A 20,805-nucleotide genomic window follows, 5' to 3' on the forward strand; every position below is an offset into this window, starting at 1 on the left:
ATTGTCAAACGATTTTCACAAATTATGGTTGTTGTGAAGGTCGTTTTCTTTTATACTTTAATTGATAATGATTATCAATTTCAAAGTAAAAGGAGTGAGGATACATGGCCTCTCTATTAGTTATTGGCGGGGACAAGTTAGGTTCCATTCCTAACAACTTATTAAACATGGGGTTTCAAGAGGTCATTCACTTAGATGGCCGTAAGGTGAAAATGGTGAAACGTGATATCCCTGAAAATGTTGATCTTATTCTCATTCTCACTGACTTTATTAATCACAACTTAGCAAAGAAAATAAAAGACAAAGCCAATAAAAAGAACGTCCCAATCTGTTTTGCACGAAGATCCTGGTGTTCTATCTACAATACCCTTGTTTCCTGTGACAACGCCTGTGAGAAATGCCCCTTTTTAAAAAATTAAGTTTGAGTTCCATAGTGAGGTGATAACAATGATGTCAATTGGTTATGACGTAGTGAGTGTAGAAACACCTAAAAATCATTCAAACATAAAAGACTTTCAAGAGTTTATAAATAAAGTAATGTGGAAAATCATCAATGAATCGAATTGCGATAACAAGAAAGCCCTCGATATCCTTTACAAAGAATGTCATCCATGTGTTACTTCTATTTTTTCTTCCTCAGCGGAATTCTTATTAAAGATGACTGCGGTTGTTGATTATATACTGCAGCTAGTGCCAAAACTTATGTCGTTCAAGTTAAAAGAAGTTATAAATATTAATGGTGTCTATCTATATATCGGAAAAAATAACCATGAAACGGATGTCGTTGAAGTCTGGGCATTTTTATCTTCTAAAAAGGGGAAGGGTCCTTCCCTTGATGATAATATACAACTAGTTTTAAATTCCCTGCATCCTTCTAATCCTTGGTGCTGTTTTTTGTACGACCTTGAAACAGGTGATTTAAACGCCTTACATAGTCCACATTAACCAAAAAACTGCTTTTGGCAGCAGTTTTTTGGTAGTATTACCGGACTACACGTTAAGCCTTAAGTGCCACATCTGTAATTCTCCTTTTTTCCAAGAAATGAGGCCATTCTATAGGAGCACTTTCCCACGTGCGTCCCTGATCATTGGAAGTGTAAACACCCCTATTATTTATTCCGTAAAAAACATTTGGTTCTTTCGGATTGGTGTGCAGGTGCAAAACAGTGGACCCTTCAGAGGATGGCAGTCCTTCCGTAACACGCTCCCAAGCTTCATTGGAACTATCTCTCCGAAAAACAAATGTATTAGCGTTATCTGGCCTGTATGCACTTCTAGGTCCCTCCGCTCCTGAAACGACTACGGTATCTGGGTTTCCAGGATCAACTGCAACATGAACTAAGTAGGAATAATTCCTAAGACCGTCATTCTGTGTTTCCCAAGTTGCCCCTCTATCTGTGCTCTGAGCATAACCACCGCCACCTGCTTCATAAATTCTTTCGGTTGCAGTTGGATGGAGTTTAATCGTATGACAATCATATTGAGAATGTTCCTTCCTATCCTCAAATGACCTCCCTCCATCTAAGCTCCGCATTACACCACCAAGCTCAATCCCTGCTAAAAGAAAGTTTTCGTCACCATACCCTATTGCAATATCACGTACATGATGGGTATAAGGCCTAGGTGGAAAACTCCAAGTTGATTTCGAAGGAAGGTTCAACAATGCAGGAAAACTACTCCATGAATCTCCACCATCCAACGATTGAAATAACTCACTAGGTTCTGTTCCTACGTATAAAGGTGCATAAGAAAGGTTTTGACGATTTGGGCTGACTCGAACAGACATGACTCTATTCGGTAAAAGATCTTTTCCTATTCTCTCCCACGATATTCCATCGTCATCGCTTTTCCATAAACCATGATCAAAGGTCCCTGCATATAAAGCATTACTCACAGGATCTGCTGCCACTGACTGAATATCACCTTCAGGGTGGGTTTGGTGTTTTACGCTCCACCCTTTAGCCCCTTTGGAAACAACAATAAGATCTTTATTTGAACTAATAAATAATTGCACTTGGCTCTTTTCCCCTTTCTGAGTTAGATATTCTAGTATATATGTTGTCTTCGAGGCGCTCATGTATAAGTTCTTTCTGGTATTGGACGTTAGATTTTTGTTCACAAAAATACATGCTGATTCCATGAAAAACAGCATGTGGAGGGATTGTTAACACTATTTTTATTTACTGTGGTTTGGAGTAATGTGTGGTTTGGTTAAAAGACAGCTTTTCATCTTCTCTAATAGCAGCCTGGTATTCTTCAATGAACGTATACACAATTCGTAGATCATCTTCGGATAATTGATCAATGAGTCGAAGGATATCCATTTTTGTTACCATCGCGGTGCAACCTCCTTCACAATTCCTAAAAGCCTCCCTTTATTTGCCTCTACCCGAAAATGACAGCTATTAACCCTCGTTCACAAAATATTAAAAAATGAGGGAGTCTCAAAAAGTTAAAAATATACCTTTTGAGTCCCCCTCCCACAAACATTATTTTTTAGCTGCTTCTATTTCTTCTACAAGAATGGAAAGCTCCGTCCATCTATCCATAGCCTCTTCCAATTCTGCTTCCACTTTATTTTGTTTCTCATATAAATCACGAATTCGGTCAATGTCACTTCCAGCATCTACAATTTCTTTATCTAGCTGTTCCTTTTTCTCTTCTAAGTTTGAAATTCGATCCTCAATTTCATCCCATTCTTTTTGGTCTTTATAGGATAACTTCTTCGGTTTCGTTTGCTGCAGTGTGGCCCGTTCCTTCGACTTTCCTTCCTTTTCCGTTGGCATTTCCCTTTTTTCCTCTAGCCACTCGCTGTACGTCCCAAAATAACGTGACACACGTCCTTTTCCTTCAAAAACAAGCAGCCTGTCCACTACCCTGTCTAAGAAATAGCGATCGTGGGAAACGGTAATAACAACTCCCGGAAATTGGTCTAAGTAATCTTCAAGCACAGACAAGGTTTGGGTATCTAAATCATTTGTTGGCTCATCAAGGAACAACACATTTGGCTCTCCCATTAGAACCTTGAGTAAATATAACCTACGGCGCTCTCCACCTGATAAACGATTTATATACGTCCATTGTTGTGCTCGTGGAAACATAAACCTCTCAAGCATCTGCTCCGCAGTAATAACTTGTCCATCAATCGTATAGACAACCTCTGCCACATCTTTAATATAGTCGATAACACGTTTGGAGGGATCTAAATCCTCGTGGTCTTGTGTATAATAACCTATTTTTACCGTTTCTCCTACTTCCACTTCTCCAGCATCGGGAGCTCTCCGGCCTGCGATAACATTTAATAACGTGGATTTTCCCGTTCCGTTAGGACCAATGATTCCTAAACGTTCACCAGGAACAACGAGGTAATCGAGCTTCTGGAATAGTGTCTTTCCCTCGAATGCTTTGCTTACCTCATGGAGCTCAATGACCTTTTTCCCGAGCCTAGTGGAACCGATGGCAAAATCTAAATCTCCCTTTTCCGCTACATGCTTTTCCTCCTGCAGCTTCTCCACACGCTGAATTCTCGCCTTTTGCTTCGTCGTCCTCGCCTTCGCTCCCCGCTTTAACCAAGCCAGCTCACGGCGGAGAATATTTTGACGTTTTGCTTCCCGCTGCTGGGCAACCTCTTCCCTTTCCGCCTTTTTCTCCAAAAACATTTCATAGTTACCTTCATATTGATACAAGTTTCCTTGATCTAATTCAATAATTCGATTTGTAACCCGATTTAAAAAGTACCGGTCGTGAGTAATAAGAATTAACGCCCCTTTGTATTGGGCCAAAAATTGCTCCAGCCACTCAATAGTTTCGTTGTCTAAATGGTTAGTAGGCTCATCAAGGAGCAGTAAATCCACAGGTTGAATTAATGCTTTAGCAATGGCTACCCGCTTTTTTTGTCCCCCTGAAAGATACTTTACTTGTTTCGTAAAATCCGTAATCCCTAGTTTAGTAAGGACTGTCTTGGCAACCGTATTTGCTTCCCAAGCTTCTTCTTCATCCATTTTTTGTTGAAGATTGGATAGTCGCTTTTGATAAGCCTCGTTCATTGGGGCTTTTTCCAAATCCAATAGAGCAGATTCATACTCCCTCATGACACGCATAATCGTTGCATCACCATAGTAAACCTGTTCTAATACGGTTAAGTCCCCATTTAATTCTGGCTCTTGAGGAAGATACTCCATCTGAAAATCGTTAGAATGAATCATTTCTCCCCCTTCTTTTCCTTCTATCCCCGCCAAAACCTTTAACAAAGTAGATTTCCCTGTCCCATTTACCCCTATCAAGCCTATCCGTTCTTTTGCTTCTATTGTAAAAGAAATATGGTCAAATAATTGTTTTTCCCCGTATGTTTTATATAAATTTTCCACTCGCAGCATACTCATTCAAATCATCCTTCATAGTAGTCTGTTATCTATTGTAACGAAAAAAAAGATTTCACGGTAGTAGGTTGACCCTAGCATCTATTCTCATCAGTTATTAATGTTGTTTTACGTTATATAAATCCAATTTTATGATAAAGTAGTTATGGGCCTTATTCTATTTTTTCATAAAATGAAACTAAAGAACGTATAAGGGCGTAAAGCGTTATATAATTAAGTTAACCCTTTTATCCAGCTAGACAAACAGTATACTCATTAAATCGAAGAGGTGATTTACTTTGCTGCAAATGATTTTCGTCAGTGCACTATTAGCATTATTATTTCTACCATTACAACTCGAATGGTATAAGGCTCCATTTTTCCGAAAATGGCTCATTCCACGATTTTTTATTGGATTGGCTTATGGAATGGGATTGTTCTACTTAGGTTTATTAGACCAGTCCATCTCCGCTATAATTGTTTCTTATTTGCCAATTATCGGTATTGGTCTCATGATTGATAATAGCCTTGTCTTTTCTATCAAAAAAACGTTCCGAAAGCGCCCAGCTTTAGTAGGTGCAGGTACTGGTTTTATCCTTTTACTAGCCTTTGCCCTCTTTTGGATCATGCAGCCGTTATTTTTAGCAGATGCTAAGTTTAACATTGCTGGTGGGGAAGAAGTGACAGTAGAAGAGTTATCCCCTGTTAACGAGCAGAACATCCCAGTTGTCCCGCCTAACTTCGCAAGGTACCGATCCGATATTTTAATGGGTCAATTAGATAACCCTGCATTTTATGACCTTGGCAAAACGAGAATTCAAAGGGTAAACGATTCCCTTTATTGGATAACTCCGATTGAATATGACGGATTCTTCCGGTGGTATCGAAGTAATGCTGCACCTGGTTATATTATGGTAAGTGCTGAGAATCCTCGTGAAGAACCGGAGCTAGTTCTTACGGATATGATTTACGTTCCCTCTGGATTTTTCCATGAAAACTTAGAGCGTCATGTCCGAATGGCATTCCCAGATGTCCTTATGTTAGATACTACCTTTGAAATAGATGGGGAAGGAAATCCTTATTATATTGTGAGCTACGGACATTACACAGAGTTCCGCCGTGTGGCTGAAGTGGATGGTATTATTATCGTTGATCCACAAACTGGGGATATGGAGCAATATGCTAAAGAAGATGCTCCAGAATGGGTTAACAGAATTTACCCTCCTCACATTGCGGCAGAAAGAAATCTTTGGTTTGGAATATACAAACAAGGAATCGTCAATCGCTTCTTTGGTCGTGAAGGATTAACTGAGCCTACACAGTGGGGAATTGAAGACTCCGTTGTGGGAGTTGTGAACCGCGAACTCCAATTAAGCTGGTTTACGGATCATATGCGACTTCAAGGTGAGGGAACCATCTCTCAATCCATGGTTGGTTTCACTACCTTTGATGCTAGAACAGGGGAGTTACATTATTTTCGTGACGCAAGTGGAATGTTAAATGGGCGTACCGCAATGAATCTTGCAGAGCGTACCTTTGTAAGGGATGACTATGTTGCTGGAACACCGTCCCTATATAATATTTATGGTCAATATACATGGGTTGTTCCTCTCATGGACCGAAACTCCGTTTTAAGACAAATTATGTTAGTAAACGGTAGCAGCGAAAGTGTCTTTGGTCACGGAGAAACAAAAAGGGAAGCCTTTAGTGCTTACCAATTAGCCCTTTCAACAAGGGTAGATGAAAATGTGGTTCCTGGTGAGATAACAGATCTAGTTGAAATTACGGCAACTGTCGAACGGGTCTACAAATGGGATCGGGAAGATAACGTAACGGTAAGACTTCTAATTGAAGGTTATGATCGTATCTTTACGGTCAATGCATCTGCCTATCCACGAGCAGTGTTCATCGAGCCAGGTGATGAAATTACCATAAGCTTTATGGATACAGGGGAAGAAGTTCAAGCCATTGAGGAGCTTGATTTTTAAAGATCAAAAAGTAAGTGTCTCATGAATTGTTCATGAGGCACTTTTTTAGTTTTCGGTAACTTGTGTTCATGTAATGTAAAAACCGCACCTACTCTTAATAGGTACGGTTTTCTGTATATAAAGTATTACCCTATTATCCGGTGATACAGGGTTTTTGCCTCTGATATGTCGTTGGTTCCATGCACTAGAACTCGGCCGTCCTTAAAAAATACAAGTCGGTGCTCTCCTTGAGTATAGGACAATAAATAAGGATTTTGCTGCACCGATCCTTCTAAAGTAGAAAGTAGCTTACTTAACTGTTCTAAGTTTCTCTCCAATTTCTTAGGTGGTCGGATTTGCACTGTGTTTCTTCCACATAAAACCGTAGATTTCGTCTGCTGATCATAGGATAAATAAGGATAAGTTGGTTCATTACCACAGGATTGGCATGTGGATTTCTTCACAGCACTAACATTGATGGCCATCTGTTCATTTTTCCAAAGGTCAAAGGAAACCAATTTTTTCCTAAGGGAATCCCAATCCTCCACAAGAATCTTTAAGGCTTCTGTTGTTTGAAAGGCAACCACCATCTGAACAACTGGACCAATAACACCCACCGTATCACACGTTGCTCCACCCATCGGCACTGTTTCCAACAAGCAATTTAAACAAGGCGTTTCTCCAGGAATGATAGTGTAGCTTAGACCATAGCTGGATACACAAGCACCATAAATCCACGGAAGATTGTACTTTTGAGCAATATCATTAATTAATAGCCTTGTGTCAAAGTTGTCCGTTCCGTCTACAATGAGGTCAACTCCTTCAATTAATTGCTCCATTTCTTCCTTGGTAACATCCATAACATGACTGTTGATTTTAACTTCTGAATTTACTTCTGATAGGCGCTCCTTCGCAGCAACAGCTTTTGGCAAGCGGTCAATTGCATCCTGCTCCTTATAAAGCTGCTGTCGTTGCAGGTTACTGAACTCTACATAATCCCGGTCAACAATTGTAAGTTCACCAATCCCTGCACGAACAAGGTTTTCCGCATTCCCTGTTCCTAGGGCACCTGCGCCTATAACTAAAACATGTTTGTCACGGATTTTTTGTTGCCCCGCTTCTCCTATGGAAGGAAACAATATTTGTCTAGAATAACGATTGTTGTTCATTGATGACGCTCCCCTTCTATCATCCACCACCGACAAAGTGCACAAGCTCTACGCGATCTCCATCTTGTAAAGTCGTCTCCTTATGACTTTCTTTATCGACGATTTGTTCATTTAACTCCACTATAACTACTTTATTATCTAATTCATAATAACTCAATAGCTCGGACACAGTTGTTACATTACTAGGGATTTCACTTTGTTTCCCATTTACTTGAATTTTCACCTTAATCCTCCTTCTGTCTGTACGCCTTAATAGCTGCCAGAGGGGCCTCAGCCTCTATTATACCTGACATGACCGCAACCCCTGTAGCACCAGTTTCCATAACTTTATCTTTATTATCCGGCTTAATTCCGCCTATTGCAATTACTGGTATGTTCACTCCTTGGACGATTTCCCTTAAACTGTCTAATCCCCTTGCTGGAAGGCCTGATTTAGATTGAGTGGGAAAAATATGACCATATAGTACATAATTAGCGCCCTCTCTCTCTGCCTGTTGTGCTTCCTCTATAGAATGGATTGATTTTCCGATTTTTAGCAAAGGGAATTTCATCTTCACCTGAGTCACCTCGAGACTGTGAAAGGCTAATTGAATCCCAGCAGCTCCCGTTACTGCTGCCACATCCACCCGGTCATTAATGATTATTTTGGACAGGGGAACCCCTGCTTCCTTCAATAGCCGGACTCCTTCCACTAATTCGCGGGCTGGCAGTGCCTTTTCTCTCAAATGAAAGTAATCTACAAAGGGCTCAATGCTTCCCGCCCTTCGTGCAAATTGTTGTAACGAAAGCTTCCCATTGGAAATAACGTGTATTTCTAAAGAATTATTCATATCTACTCCTCACCATCAGCCACAAAAATGTTCACAAAATTGTTCGGGACCCGGTCCCTAAATCAACTGCCAGTCTTTTACTACTGGTTGGTAGCCTTTGGACTTTAATAAACGCTTAATCTCTTCTACTGATCGATCATCAGAGATTTCAAATTGGCTTTGGGTTACATCTGGTTCCGAATATCCACCTACAACAGTGGAAGAGGCTGCTGACATTTTCGTAACTCCTAACGGTATTAGTTGATCGCGGAATTCCGGCGTTTCCCTTGTGGAAATGGTAATTCCAGCCCTAGGTAAGAATAATCGTATGGCTAACATTGCTTGCACTAAGTTTTTATCCGTAACATTTACCTTCGGTTGGAAGCTTCCCGCATGAGGTCTCATCCTCGGGAAGGAAACTCCCACTTCCGTTTCTAAATACTTATTTTGCAAATAACTAGCATGAAGACCAGTAATGTAACTTTCCTTTCTCCACTCATCCATTCCTAACAACGCACCTACGTTAAGGGAGCGCATTCCAGCTTGTGCACCGCGCTCTGGAGTATCTAGACGATAACGGAAATCCTTCTTCGGTCCTGCAACATGAATATCACGATAAATCTCTTCGTTATACACCTCTTGGTAAACTGTGAGACCATCCACTCCGTACCTAAATAGCTCTTCATACTCCTCCTTATTCAAAGGCTGAATTTCAATGGCAATGGAAGAGAAATATTTCTTCAAAACTTCTAAGCTTTTTTTTAAGTATTCAACAGAAGAATGCTGCTTCGATTCCCCTGATAATAGAATAATATGTTTAATCCCCATTCCTGCAATAACCTTTGCCTCACGCTCCACTTCCTCTATGGTCAAACGGCGACGTGGAAAGTCATTATTAAAACTAAAGCTGCAGTATTTGCAAATGTTTACGCAGTAATCGGATAGATATAATGGCAAATATAACTGCATTGTTCTTCCGAAATGCTGCAATGTCAATTTATGTGCCTTTTGTGCCATTTCCTCCAAATAGCTTTCTGCTGCTGGAGATAACAGCATAAAATAATCTTGCTCTGTGAGACGGTCCTTTTGCAGCACTCGCTCCACGTCTCGACCTGTTACTGATGCAAACATAACATCAAAGGGTAAATCCTTCACTTCCGTAAATTTATGATAAAAACTCATTTGAAACATCCTTCCTTTTCTGATAAGGATATACGTTGTAATATGGGATAGTTACCGAAATCTAGTTAGTTCTCGCCTTTCGGGAACTTTTCAGCCTTAATTGTTACCCAAACCTTGCACACGCTCCCTTTACAGGAACATTCCGCCCGAAATTTATATAATTCACTTTATTTTTTACCCTAAAAATCCTGTTAACGGTGAAGATGACTTCGCTGTTGTAGATACTGGGCCTAAACCTGATAAGTACCCTATTCGACCAGCTTTCACTGCATAGTCAAAGGCCCTTGCCATTTCCACTGGATTAGCCGCTGTAGCAATGGCTGTATTTACTAGTACCGCATCCGCTCCCATTTCCATTGCTTCTGCAGCTTCCGATGGCTTTCCAATTCCCGCATCCACCACTATTGGAAGATCTATTTCATCAATCATAATTTGAACCATTTCCTTCATACGGATCCCTTTGTTAGAGCCAATTGGTGCACCCAAAGGCATGATTGCCGCTGCCCCAGCATCCCGCATTCGTTTTGCTGCCATTAAATCTGGGCTCATATACGGTAACACCACAAACCCTTCATTGGCCAAAATTTCAGTGGCTTTTGTTGTTTCCTCATTATCAGGAAGCAAGTATTTGTGATCGGAAATCACTTCAATTTTTATCCAATTCCCCATTCCTACTGCTTTTGCTAAACGGGCGATTCGCACCGCTTCCTCCGCGTTACGAGCTCCAGATGTGTTCGGCATCAGCGTCATGGTTTTTGGAATGTCATGTAAAATGTCTTCTTCCTTCGCATCCATATCTACACGGCGCAATGCAACCGTTACAACCTCCGAGTTAGATGCTCTCATGGCTTCTCCCATCTGTTTATGATCCGCAAACTTTCCTGTCCCCACGAATAAGCGGTTCGTCAGTTCCTTCCCACCAATTGTTAACACGTCCCTCATTTTATTTCCTCCCCATGTTATATGTAAATAAGCTATCAAGCCATGGATCTCACAAATCAAAAAAGCCCACCCAAAAGGATGAGCTTTTATAAACGACCTAATATTCCTACGTCTATAATCGCTTCCCTCCGTTGGCATTAACCAATTCAGGTTCAAAGGGTCGGATTGCTCCTCTCAGCCATTTTGCTTGTGGCACCCCCAGCTTTCTATTATTAGCTTATGCTATCATGATAACAAAGATATAATCTCTTGTGAACCTTAAAAGCTTGCCTAACTTGTTTCATCAATAAAAATGAGTGGTAAATTTCAGTTAATATTATGCTTCATTTAGAAAACATTCGACCGATGAAAGTGGATATGATACGATTAATTTATATTTTAATTAATAAAATCCACTAGGGGTGCTTTATTATTAGCTGAGACAAGGATTACCTTGATCCCTTTGTACCTGATCTGGATCATACCAGCGTAGGAAAGTGGAACGGCCGATTTTTCGTAAAGAAAAAGGAAGTGTACTCACCGTTCCTAAAATAGAACGGTGTTTTTTTATATTACTGTTTTCTAAAAATTTGGCACTTTTGTGAAAAGTTAGCTTGGAGTAGAAGAGACACAGTTTTTCCCGTGGAGGCTGAAGCGTATCCAAGCTAAACTATGGTTCTCATTTAACTACACTCTTTTAGAAAAGAGCTACATTAAAAAACGAACGAAAGGTGAGATGATGATGATTGCACGTGCGTTGACAATAGCAGGATCGGATAGTGGCGGTGGTGCTGGGATCCAAGCTGATTTAAAGACATTTCAAGAATTAGGCGTTTTCGGAATGACAGCTATCACCGCAATTACTGCACAAAATACATTAGGAGTTCAAGGGGTTTACCCTTTAGAGATAAAAGCCCTTGAACAACAAATCACTTCTGTAGCAGAGGATATTGGGATAGATGCCGTAAAAACAGGGATGCTATTCGATGAAGAGCGGATCCGTTTAGTTGCGGAAAAAATTCGCCACTACAATTGGGATCGAGTGGTTGTGGACCCGGTTATGATTGCTAAAGGGGGAGCCTCTTTATTAACAGATAATTCTGTGGATGCTCTTATAAATGACCTTCTCCCTCTTGCTACCGTGGCCACGCCTAATATCCCAGAAGCAGAAGCTATTACCGGACGATCCATTAAAACAATGGATGAACGGAAGAAAGCAGCAGAGGATTTTCTAAAAATGGGTGTACATAGTGTTGTTATTAAAGGTGGACATGACTCAGGCAGCGATTCCACTGTGGATCTCTATTTCGACGGAAAAACTTACCATTATCTGGAATTTCCAAGGGTGGACACGAAAAACACTCACGGTACAGGTTGTTCCTTCGCCTCTGCCATTACTGCCGAATTAGCGAAAGGTACACCATTAGCAGAAGCCATTCAACGGGCGAAGGAATTTATTCACCTCGCCATTAAGTATTCTTTAAATATCGGAGGCGGACATGGTCCCACACATCACGGTGCACTTAGACAATACAAGGAAGACAATTTGGAGGTAGGAAAAACGTGGCAAGAATCAGTAGCAGCAAAATGAGAGAACACCTAAAAGTATATTTTATTGCCGGAAGCACGAATGTTTCCGATCCCCTTCCAGAGGTTCTACAAAAGGCAATAGACGGCGGTATTACCATTTTTCAATACCGTGAAAAGGGAGATGGAGCCCTTACTGGTGAAGCTTACGTGACACTTGGGAAAGAGCTAAAGGAATTGTGTAATAAAGGGGGCATACCCTTTATCGTTAATGATGATGTGGAGCTAGCATTAGCTTTAGGTGCAGATGGGGTCCATATTGGACAAGAAGACGACAATGTCCTGGATGTACGTCAAAAAATCGGAGACCGTATCCTAGGAGTTTCTGCCCATACATTGGAGGAGGCTAGAAAAGCCCTTCAAGACGGTGCTGATTATTTAGGTGTGGGGCCAGTTTTTCCCACTTCTTCTAAGAACGATACTAGGGAAGTATGCGGCCCCCAGTTTGTGGCAACTTTAAGGGGACAGGGAATTGATGCACCAATCGTAGCCATTGGTGGCATTTCTATTACCAATGCTCGCGAAGTTGTGGAAGGAAAGGCTGACGGTCTATCCGTCATTTCAGCCATATCACAAGCGGGAGATCCACGGGAAGCTGCAAAGCAACTAAAGGAAGTTTGGTAAAAAAATGAAACTTTACTCATAACAACTTGGAAGGACAACTACCAAGTTGTTTTTTTATGTAGATATAATTCCTCGTAAGGAGAAGTAGAGGATTTGGAAAAAAATAAATCGGGGAGAAAATCTTGAATTTTCCGTTTCCTAAAATAGTCTACAGTCGTGTTTCGGGCGATAGAAAGGATCTCTGCACCATCATCCCCCCCCTAATTCCCGGTGGTTTTTTATTTGTACTTTTCATTTCACTATATAGTCGAATGACCGAAAATGTGGAAAAAGTTTTTTAATACAAGCTGTTTAAACAGAGCTTAAAATAAAAAAGCACCTGTAATACAGATGCTTGAGCTTAAAGCTTTTTTATTAAATCTGCCTTGGTGGCCCTTCCCCACGGTTCATCATCTCTGCTGTTCGATAGGCATCAATCATGCCAAAGATCCAAAATATAGGATAAGTTATAAATCCAATAACAACAAACATTAGCATTGCATTAAAGAATTGGATGATCATAAAAAGAACGCCTTTTCCTATTTGACCATTATAAATTTGCCCCAATCCAGTCCAAAGAGCACTTAAAACCGCTGCCAAGCCTGGATTTTTTGGAGGTGCATGATAAGACATATTTCCCACTCCCCTAACTTTTTTGAAAGCAAAGTATGTACATACAGAAGCTTCCCATTATTAGACTATATTTTTGAAGTGTGGATTATATGTGTTTTGATTTTAAGGGGCACTTTGTCTAAAAAAGAGCTCTTGCAATAAAGCAATTTTAGTTCCAGGATATAAACTGTAGTTTTATGAGACAGGTAAGTTACCTGTTCCATAAACGCCTAATAAAAACAGGTAAGGTCCTTTTCTTAAACCTTACCCGTTTCATAACTTCCTTTATGTGAGCGAAGTGTTTACTGCTTTTTTATAACTGTGTCTAATCCAATTACTTTTTCTTCCTGCCGCCCCGTCTATCGTCGCGACCACGTCTGTCATCGCGGCCTCTTTTGCCTCTGCCGCCATCTCCACCGGCGCCAGCTCGACTAAATTCTTTTTTCCCGGAACGTTTTTTTGCATTGATTCGAAGGCCACCACCGCCGCCTCCACGGTCTTTACGGCGCTTTCCACCACCTCCACCGCGACCATCCCTTGATGGTTTATGCTTCGAGCGAACTGGTGCTTCTCCTGTAATTTTAACAGGCTTCTTGCTAGGTTCCTTCGTTACCATTTTTAATGCAGCTGACACTAAGGTTTCAGCATCAAATTGCTCTAACAGTCCCCTTGCAGCATTCGTTAACTGTGCTGCAGATGGATCCATGGCTGCATCCCTTAACATTTCCACCGCTTGTTCATGGCGGCCACTTAATGCATCGGCATAAGTTGGTGGTTGGATCTGGGTCATTCGCTTCTTTGTACTTTCCTCGATGTAAGCAAGATGGTCCTTTTCCCTAGGTGTCACGAAGCTGTAGGAGATACCCTTTCTCCCCGCACGACCGGTACGACCGATTCGGTGAACATAGCTTTCTGAATCCTGTGGCAGGTCAAAGTTAATAACGTGAGATACATCATTTACATCCAGACCACGGGCTGCTACATCTGTTGCTACCATTACATCGATGGAGCCTCGTTTAAACTTCTTAATTACTAGGTCACGGCGTTCTTGTTTCATATCCCCATGAAGACCTTCAACGGCAAATCCTCGAATACTTAAGGAATCTGTTAGCTCATCCACACGGCGCTTCGTTCTTCCGAAAATAATCGCTAGCTCCGGAGTTTCCTTATCTAATAAATTACAAAGAACGTCAAACTTATCCTTTTCCGGTAAAACAATATAGCGTTGATCAATATTCTCCACCGTTAATTGCTTTGCCTTTACAGCAATTGAAACAGGATTATTCATAAACCTGTCAGCAATCCCCTTTAATTTTGGAGGCATTGTAGCAGAAAACAGCAATGTTTGTCTTTCATTAGGAACTTCTTGAAGAATCGTTTCAATATCTTCAATGAAGCCCATACTTAACATTTCATCCGCTTCGTCCAGAACAACGATTTTCAAGTATTCAGGTCGAATGGTTTTCCGACGCATATGGTCCATGTAACGACCAGGTGTGGCCACGATAATTTGTGGACGTTTCTTCAAGGCTGTAATTTGCCTTGTTATTTCTTGACCGCCATAAATAGGTAAAGCACGAATTCCTTTAAATCGGCCTAACTTATTTAATTCTTCCGCAACTTGAATAGCGAGCTCTCGAGTCGGTGTTAACACTAATGCTTGGGGATGCTTCTCTTCCACATCTACTTGCTCCACACACGGGATACCAAAGGCAACTGTTTTCCCAGTTCCCGTCTGTGCTTGTCCAATAATGTCCTGACCTTCTTTACCTAAAGGAATAACCTTTTCTTGAATGGGAGTTGCTTCTTCAAACCCCATTTTGTCAATTGCTTGCATAATGGAATGCTCAATGTTTAATTCATGAAATTGTGCCAAATCTCTATCTCCTTTACTTTATTACTTTTTAAACGACCCGAACATCTCCAAAAAACTCGGAATGTCCCCCAAACTTTATGGTGAAATCCATGTTTTCTTCACTAGAATAAAATTAATTTCAATATCTTGATGTATCCTTCATATATTATTTATCCACGTAAAAAAGCTTATTCTTCTATCTAGAGAATAAGCTTCGTATCGATGTCCTTATTCGCATAAAAAAGTACTTTTCTTAAGGAAACCTTATTTTTCTAATAAAGTCACCTAAGTTCATTAACTTAGTAACTCTATCACACTTTATAAAGAAAAGCCACTTTTAGAGAAAAATAATGGAAAGGGGAGCAGACACTTCCCCTTTTTCCAGTACATTTTCCAATTTTAAACGATCGTTTAAATTCTATTTTATGTCATTTCTAGTAGTTCTTCGATGTCCTCCCTTGTTAAGGAGGTAATCATTTTTTCACCCGGTTGTATTACCCGATCCAACAACTCCCGTTTTTGTTCCTGAAGTTTATGGATTTTTTCCTCAATAGTACCTGTGGTAATCAGCTTTGTCACTTGAACAACCTTTTTTTGGCCAAATCGGTAAACACGATCTGCCGCTTGCTCCTCCACAGCTGGGTTCCACCAAGAGTCAAATAATATAACCGTGTCTCCCCCAGTTAAGTTTAAACCAGTACCTCCAGCCTTTAAGGAAATAAGGAACATATCCTTTTCCCCAGCGTTAAATCGATCTGCTAGTTCGATTCGTTCCTTCGAAGGGGTGGATCCATCGATATAATGATAGTCCCAGCCATAATTCTTTAACCTTTCTTGAATAATACCAAGCATTTGGGTGAATTGGCTAAAGAGAACAACCCTTCGGCCAGAAGCCATAGCTTCTTCTAAATACTCGAATAGACGATCCATTTTACCGGAATTCCCTTCATAATCCTTTAAAAATAAGGCCGGGTGACAGCAAATTTGTCTCAAGCGTGTCAAACCAGCTAATATCTTCATACGATTTTCTTGGAAAGCCTTCGCGTCCACAGCTGCTTTTACATCCGTTTGAATTAAGCGCAATTGGGCAATATATAGTTTCTTTTGCTCATCAGAAAGCTCCGTATATTGTACGGCCTCCATTTTCTCAGGAAGTTCCGTTAATACATCCTTCTTTAACCTCCGTAAAACAAATGGTCGAACACGCTTGGCAACTTTCTCCTGCTCCATCGCCTTAAAGGCTGTTTTATTTTTAAATAACCCTGGTAAAACCAGGTCAAAAATAGAGTAAAGTTCATCTAAGGAATTTTCAATTGGTGTTCCACTTAAGGCAAAGGCTTGCTTCGCCTTTATTGCCTTCACTGACTTTGCCGTTTTCGTCCAATCGTTTTTTACATATTGAGCCTCGTCTAAGATCAACGTGGAAAAGAGTTTATCCTTATAAGCATCTAAGTCTCTACGAATAAGGGGGTAGGAAGTAATGAGCACATCCTGATCCGCCCCTTCCTCCATCGCTTCCTTCCGTTCCTCCACCGTTCCACTAATAACGACAGTGGTTAAATCGGGAGCAAAGCGCTCAATTTCTTTCTGCCAGTTATAAACAAGGCTGGAAGGGCAAATAATGAGTGTTTGTTCAAAATTACCTCGGCGCTTTTTATCCACTAAATAGGTGATCATTTGCAACGTTTTTCCTAATCCCATATCATCTGCTAGTATTCCGCCAAAACCGTAATGGGATAAGGAATGAAGCCATTGGTAACCAATCTTTTGATAGTCCCTTAATACCGGTTCTAACTCTTCAGGGAGCTCCGTTTCTATTTCCTCTGGGTGCATAATCCGCTCTAGGAGACTGCGGAACGCCTTCCCTTTTTTCACAGCAAAGGCATTATGATCTGCTAATTGAAAGGCTTTAAGCATAGGAACCTTCGTTTGATGCTTAACATTTCCCATTCCCAGTTCCAATTCTTCCAGCATACCTTTCATCTCTTGAAATTCCTCATTACCTAGGTTAACAAAGGAACCGCTGGACAAACGATAGTATTTTTTATTAGCGACGAGAGCTTGGAGCAGTTCATCGATTTCCTCTTCAGGAATACCATCCATTTGAAACTCCACATCTAATAAACTTAATCGTTCATTTGCTTCAACTTTAACAGATGGACGCTCTATAGGATCATAGATTAATCCCTTCACCCTCGTTGTGGCAAAAACCTCTAACCATTGGGACAGCTGAGGTAAATCCTCCATGACAAAGTCAAGAATCTCATCGAAATCCTCTAAGTACAGCTCACGGCCATTATATTTAAAGGGAACCTTTTCAATATGAGAAAGTAGGAAATATTCCTTTTCCACATCCCGAACCGTTACCTTCCCACTATAGGGCTGGGGTGGGTCAAAGGGAGAATATTTCTCCTCCCCATACTGAAAGGTAAGCTCTGCAGTAAGACGATCCTCCTGATAATCTATATAGAGCTTCCCTTTCAACGGTGCCATATGAATTTTTTCACGAATCGGTTCGCTTACATCCACCGTACCAATTTCCTTCAGCTTCGGTAAAACAAGGGAAGCGAAGTTCTCCAACTGGTCTTGAGAAATGATTACTTCCGCTGGGTGATATTTCGTTAACTGATCGATTAATAAATCAATCACCTGTCCTTGGGCCTGTTCCAGTTGAAAAAACTGTCCCCGGTGGTATAACACAGGGAAATCTGCTCCGAAGAAGGCTATCTCCTCTTCATTTATCCATTGAAAATGAAACTGTCCAGCGTGCTCAGTGGAGCTTCCAATGGAAAACTGCAGCGGCAAGGCCCCTTCCCTTAATTCATAGCCTCGATACTGATAGCCGTACATATCGATGACAACATCCCTCGTCTTTAATAGGTTCAATAGCTCCATCACCATTGGAGCCGGAATCTCTATGGAGCGCCTTTCATCCTTACTGGAAAAGAAAGAGGTTCTTCGATGGTCATCCCTTAAATAAAAAAGCCTCCATATCCACTGAAGTATCTCCTTATCCTCTTCGGAAAAAATATAGTCGGCAGGGTCATAAGTAAAATGCTTGGCAAACCGCATCGTCCTGTCTTCATGGACGGTCCGTAAAAATTCCTTTAAGTCCTTGACTACATACGTCCGTTTCGGTCCTACTTTTACCTCTAGCTCAAAGGAAGCCGTACGATAGGCTGCCATTTTAGGCTCCAGCTTTAACACATACTCCACCTGCAGGGTTTCCCGCTCATGGTATGTTTCCTGTTTTTTCATATAAATTTGCTGAAAGGATTGAATCATCGTATCAGCTTTCATTTTTTCAAAGTAATCCACATCCTCTGATCTAGGATGATTTCTTGACTTATTCATTCACTATCACCTGACTTCTCCAACTTCTTAATACGTTCTAACTATCATAACATGAATAAAAAAAGAAGGTCATTAAACATAATTGCCTTAAAAGTAAATCTATAACCTTTACATCTTATTGACGACCTCAATTATCCTATGCTAAAGGAATGGTAATTGTATGTTAAAATCAAAATGCGGGATGATGTAATACTTTTTTTTGAAATAAAGTGCACGAAACCTTCAAAGGCTACAGATCGTAAACAAGAAGAACATAAACAATCATCTTAATTGGAGGAAAACAATGTTACGACGACTTTCTTATATTTTTTTAACAGCCATCATTGTCCTTACTACTGGTTGTACGTCAGACGGTGAGGAAGGCTTACAATTCGAAGATACGCAACTTACCCTTGCTATAAAAGATGCTTTAAGTTTAGAAGAGTCAGAGATTATTTCTGAAAAGGATGCAGCGGACTTACTAGAATTAGATGGGAAAAATTATGGTATATCCTCCCTTAAGGGAATCGAAGCGCTAGTGGAATTAAAGCATCTTGACCTTCAAGATAACCATATTGAGGATCTGACACCATTATTAAATCTAGAAAATTTGGAAACTGTTTTACTATACAACAACCCTTTTTCCCTAGAGGAGGGAAGTCAATCCCTCTCCATTATCCATGAACTAGAAGAGGATGGAATCGTTGTACATTATGAGGAGACCTTTATTTATGAAGAAACCGGCCCTCCTGCTGAAGGGGTTTTTTACAAGGTAGAGAATGGAAATAATACGGTCTACCTATTTGGCTCCATACATGTGGGTATGGCTGATATTTACCCTCTACACCCTGCCATCGAGGGAGCTTTTGAAGAAGCTGACTATTTAGCGGTAGAGATTGACCTGACAGACATTAGTGATTTCGAAATGATGGAACTAATAGGTACCATCGGTTTTTACGAGGACGGCAGTACATTGGAGCAAGCTATCGGAGGGAAAGCATTTAAACAGTTAGTGGACTTACTTGCTCCATTTGGATACGAAGCTTCCATGTTGAACTTCTTTAAACCATTTGTCGTGCAAGACCTAGTTACTATGCTAGCTGCCGAACTAGCAGGATTGCACCCCGATGATGGGATTGACCTGTATTTCATGGAGCGAGCGAATAAAGATGATATAGAAATTATCAGCTTAGAAACCGTGGAGGATCAATTGCTATTATCTACTATTCTTTCGGAAGAAACACAAGCAAAGGATCTTATAGACTCCATTGAAAACTTCGATCAGCTTTCTGCAGAAGTGGAACAATTAATGAATATTTGGCGAAATGGTGATACGGAAGCTATTTTGGAGCTTAGGGAAAGTGAATATGAAGAAGATTACGAGGAATATATGAAAGCCTTGCTAGACGACCGGGACTACCTTATGACAGAAAAAATAGAGGAGTTTCTGTTACACGATACTGGAGAGACTTATTTTGTGGTAGTCGGTGCCATGCATTTAGTAGGAGAAAAAAGCATCGTCGGACTATTGAATAACCGCGGCTACAACGTCCAACCCGTAATCAATTAATAGTGATTAGGTAGCTGTATGGACTAATAATTTTGGCACAGTAAAACGACAATGTTAATTTGAAACCAAATTTGAAACAGCGTTGATTAAAGCGAGTGCCTGAAGTGTAAATCAACATCAAAGTTAAACGGAGTATTATTTTTAAATTAGGTGAGGAGCGTTCTCAAATGCAATTGTGTCCAGAATGTAAAAGCGATACTGTCCAGAGGACATCATCCACTCCATTACGAGTAATTCTTTGTCTCATTTTAATTTTCATCATCCCATTTGGACTCTTTTTTGCTTGGATTCCCTTTGTTTTCCCACATACCTTCGAATGCAAAAATTGTGGGAAACAGGGAAATGAAAGTGAACTGAAACAAGTGGACTGGCGTGAGCGGGAAATGTTATTAGTTAATGAAAAGGCATTTGGTAACAGACTGCAGCCTATTATGGAATACTGGTTCGAGCAAATGGGTTATCTTTATAAAATAACAATGGAAAACCATATGTTTGTTTTAGTAAAGGTTTCAGAACAGGAAGTTGTGGCTTACCATATACACGATTTAAAGGATAGTAATTTCCTTGTTCAAAGTTTGAGCGGTAAACTTGCCGTCTTTACAGATACGGAATTTGATTGGGAACCTACTTCCTTTGGGGAGAAATTGTTCACTTCTGATGAAATCCAATTTATTCAAAATCGTGATTATTCAGGACTGAAAGATCACCTTCATAAAAATACCCAACTCGTTCAGCCCTTTAATGTTTATGAGAAATGATTAATTTCTTTTATCTGAAGCTGGGACAAAAGCGTTTTGTCAATGAGAATTCCGAACGAAGCATATAAATCGCTTCGGAAA

18 protein-coding genes and 2 riboswitches are annotated in these 20,805 nt (G+C 40.5%); of the genes, 7 read left to right on the plus strand and 11 right to left on the minus strand.

Annotated features, from left to right (window positions below; genetic code table 11):
- Positions 1-104 precede the first annotated feature (104 nt).
- Together J2S74_RS06640 and J2S74_RS06645 are read left to right on the plus strand one after the other, a co-directional pair.
- Positions 105-419, plus strand: a complete 315-nt coding sequence (locus J2S74_RS06640; protein ID WP_307323321.1) for a DUF2325 domain-containing protein — start codon at positions 105-107, stop codon at positions 417-419.
- Between the two features lie 31 nt (positions 420-450).
- Positions 451-945: a hypothetical protein gene (locus tag J2S74_RS06645; RefSeq protein WP_307323324.1), complete on the plus strand. Its 495-nt coding sequence runs from the start codon at positions 451-453 to the stop codon at positions 943-945.
- A gap of 52 nt (positions 946-997) precedes the next feature.
- Here J2S74_RS06645 and J2S74_RS06650 read toward each other — a convergent pair whose 3' ends face one another.
- From J2S74_RS06650 to J2S74_RS06660, 3 genes are all read right to left on the minus strand, one after another.
- A complete protein-coding gene (locus J2S74_RS06650) occupies positions 998-2,014 on the minus strand; it encodes a WD40/YVTN/BNR-like repeat-containing protein (protein WP_307323327.1) in 1,017 nt (338 codons plus the stop codon).
- 166 nt (positions 2,015-2,180) lie between these two features.
- Positions 2,181-2,336, minus strand: a complete 156-nt coding sequence (locus tag J2S74_RS06655) for a hypothetical protein (protein ID WP_307323330.1) — start codon at positions 2,334-2,336, stop codon at positions 2,181-2,183.
- Positions 2,337-2,489: 153 nt separating this feature from the next.
- Positions 2,490-4,382, minus strand: coding sequence for an ABC-F family ATP-binding cassette domain-containing protein (locus J2S74_RS06660; RefSeq protein WP_307323333.1), 1,893 nt, complete (start codon positions 4,380-4,382; stop codon positions 2,490-2,492).
- 284 nt (positions 4,383-4,666) lie between these two features.
- On the opposite strand from J2S74_RS06660, the gene J2S74_RS06665 reads away from it, so the two are divergent.
- Positions 4,667-6,346 (plus strand): hypothetical protein, encoded by a 1,680-nt coding sequence (locus J2S74_RS06665; RefSeq protein ID WP_307323726.1) that lies wholly within the window; start codon positions 4,667-4,669, stop codon positions 6,344-6,346.
- Between the two features lie 125 nt (positions 6,347-6,471).
- Here the strand turns inward: J2S74_RS06665 and J2S74_RS06670 are convergent, their stop codons facing one another.
- From J2S74_RS06670 to J2S74_RS06690, 5 genes are all read right to left on the minus strand, one after another.
- Positions 6,472-7,494: a thiazole biosynthesis adenylyltransferase ThiF gene (locus J2S74_RS06670; RefSeq protein WP_307323335.1), complete on the minus strand. Its 1,023-nt coding sequence runs from the start codon at positions 7,492-7,494 to the stop codon at positions 6,472-6,474.
- A 19-nt stretch (positions 7,495-7,513) separates the two neighbouring features.
- Complete coding sequence (gene thiS, locus J2S74_RS06675; protein WP_307323337.1) at positions 7,514-7,717, minus strand: sulfur carrier protein ThiS; 204 nt, start codon at positions 7,715-7,717, stop codon at positions 7,514-7,516.
- 1 nt (position 7,718) lies between these two features.
- The gene (tenI, locus tag J2S74_RS06680) at positions 7,719-8,324 is read right to left on the minus strand and encodes a thiazole tautomerase TenI (protein WP_307323339.1); all 606 of its coding nucleotides are present in this window, start codon (positions 8,322-8,324) and stop codon (positions 7,719-7,721) included.
- 57 nt (positions 8,325-8,381) lie between these two features.
- Positions 8,382-9,485 carry a 2-iminoacetate synthase ThiH gene (thiH, locus tag J2S74_RS06685; RefSeq protein WP_307323341.1) on the minus strand — a complete coding sequence of 368 codons (1,104 nt, stop codon included), beginning with the start codon at positions 9,483-9,485 and terminating at the stop codon, positions 8,382-8,384.
- Positions 9,486-9,659: 174 nt separating this feature from the next.
- The gene (locus J2S74_RS06690; RefSeq protein ID WP_307323342.1) at positions 9,660-10,427 is read right to left on the minus strand and encodes a thiazole synthase; all 768 of its coding nucleotides are present in this window, start codon (positions 10,425-10,427) and stop codon (positions 9,660-9,662) included.
- A 106-nt stretch (positions 10,428-10,533) separates the two neighbouring features.
- A riboswitch (TPP riboswitch) is annotated at positions 10,534-10,637 on the minus strand.
- Positions 10,638-10,814: 177 nt separating this feature from the next.
- Positions 10,815-10,919: riboswitch (TPP riboswitch) on the plus strand.
- A gap of 229 nt (positions 10,920-11,148) precedes the next feature.
- Here J2S74_RS06690 and thiD point away from each other — a divergent pair.
- Together thiD and thiE are read left to right on the plus strand one after the other, a co-directional pair.
- The gene (gene thiD, locus J2S74_RS06695; RefSeq protein ID WP_307323729.1) at positions 11,149-11,997 is read left to right on the plus strand and encodes a bifunctional hydroxymethylpyrimidine kinase/phosphomethylpyrimidine kinase; all 849 of its coding nucleotides are present in this window, start codon (positions 11,149-11,151) and stop codon (positions 11,995-11,997) included.
- Entirely contained in the window at positions 11,970-12,617 is a 648-nt protein-coding gene (gene thiE, locus J2S74_RS06700) for a thiamine phosphate synthase (protein WP_307323344.1), read from the plus strand. Before thiD ends, thiE begins: the two co-directional genes overlap by 28 nt.
- Positions 12,618-12,971: 354 nt before the next feature.
- Here the strand turns inward: thiE and J2S74_RS06705 are convergent, their stop codons facing one another.
- From J2S74_RS06705 to J2S74_RS06715, 3 genes are all read right to left on the minus strand, one after another.
- Positions 12,972-13,229, minus strand: a complete 258-nt coding sequence (locus J2S74_RS06705) for a hypothetical protein (protein WP_307323346.1) — start codon at positions 13,227-13,229, stop codon at positions 12,972-12,974.
- Positions 13,230-13,542: 313 nt separating this feature from the next.
- Positions 13,543-15,084 (minus strand): degradosome RNA helicase CshA, encoded by a 1,542-nt coding sequence (gene cshA, locus J2S74_RS06710; RefSeq protein WP_307323348.1) that lies wholly within the window; start codon positions 15,082-15,084, stop codon positions 13,543-13,545.
- A gap of 402 nt (positions 15,085-15,486) precedes the next feature.
- Positions 15,487-18,417 (minus strand): DEAD/DEAH box helicase, encoded by a 2,931-nt coding sequence (locus J2S74_RS06715; protein ID WP_307323350.1) that lies wholly within the window; start codon positions 18,415-18,417, stop codon positions 15,487-15,489.
- 283 nt (positions 18,418-18,700) lie between these two features.
- Between J2S74_RS06715 and J2S74_RS06720 the strand changes: the two genes are divergently transcribed.
- On the plus strand, positions 18,701-19,966 hold the full coding sequence (locus J2S74_RS06720) for a TraB/GumN family protein (RefSeq protein ID WP_307323352.1): 1,266 nt from the start codon (positions 18,701-18,703) through the stop codon (positions 19,964-19,966).
- 362 nt (positions 19,967-20,328) lie between these two features.
- A complete protein-coding gene (locus J2S74_RS06725) occupies positions 20,329-20,724 on the plus strand; it encodes a hypothetical protein (RefSeq protein WP_307323354.1) in 396 nt (131 codons plus the stop codon).
- Positions 20,725-20,805 lie beyond the last annotated feature (81 nt).

The organism is Evansella vedderi (assembly GCF_030813435.1).
Lineage (GTDB): Bacteria > Bacillota > Bacilli > Bacillales > Salisediminibacteriaceae > Evansella > Evansella vedderi.

Coding starts and splice junctions, on each gene's coding strand:
- J2S74_RS06655 (WP_307323330.1), bottom strand. CDS start 2,336: ATGGTAACAAAAATGGATATCCTTCGACTCATTGATCAATTATCCGAA.
- J2S74_RS06720 (WP_307323352.1), top strand. CDS start 18,701: ATGTTACGACGACTTTCTTATATTTTTTTAACAGCCATCATTGTCCTT.
- thiD (WP_307323729.1), top strand. CDS start 11,149: ATGATTGCACGTGCGTTGACAATAGCAGGATCGGATAGTGGCGGTGGT.
- J2S74_RS06660 (WP_307323333.1), bottom strand. CDS start 4,382: ATGAGTATGCTGCGAGTGGAAAATTTATATAAAACATACGGGGAAAAA.
- thiH (WP_307323341.1), bottom strand. CDS start 9,485: ATGAGTTTTTATCATAAATTTACGGAAGTGAAGGATTTACCCTTTGAT.
- J2S74_RS06715 (WP_307323350.1), bottom strand. CDS start 18,417: ATGAATAAGTCAAGAAATCATCCTAGATCAGAGGATGTGGATTACTTT.
- J2S74_RS06705 (WP_307323346.1), bottom strand. CDS start 13,229: ATGTCTTATCATGCACCTCCAAAAAATCCAGGCTTGGCAGCGGTTTTA.
- J2S74_RS06670 (WP_307323335.1), bottom strand. CDS start 7,494: ATGAACAACAATCGTTATTCTAGACAAATATTGTTTCCTTCCATAGGA.
- J2S74_RS06665 (WP_307323726.1), top strand. CDS start 4,667: ATGATTTTCGTCAGTGCACTATTAGCATTATTATTTCTACCATTACAA.
- J2S74_RS06645 (WP_307323324.1), top strand. CDS start 451: ATGTCAATTGGTTATGACGTAGTGAGTGTAGAAACACCTAAAAATCAT.
- J2S74_RS06690 (WP_307323342.1), bottom strand. CDS start 10,427: ATGAGGGACGTGTTAACAATTGGTGGGAAGGAACTGACGAACCGCTTA.
- tenI (WP_307323339.1), bottom strand. CDS start 8,324: ATGAATAATTCTTTAGAAATACACGTTATTTCCAATGGGAAGCTTTCG.
- J2S74_RS06640 (WP_307323321.1), top strand. CDS start 105: ATGGCCTCTCTATTAGTTATTGGCGGGGACAAGTTAGGTTCCATTCCT.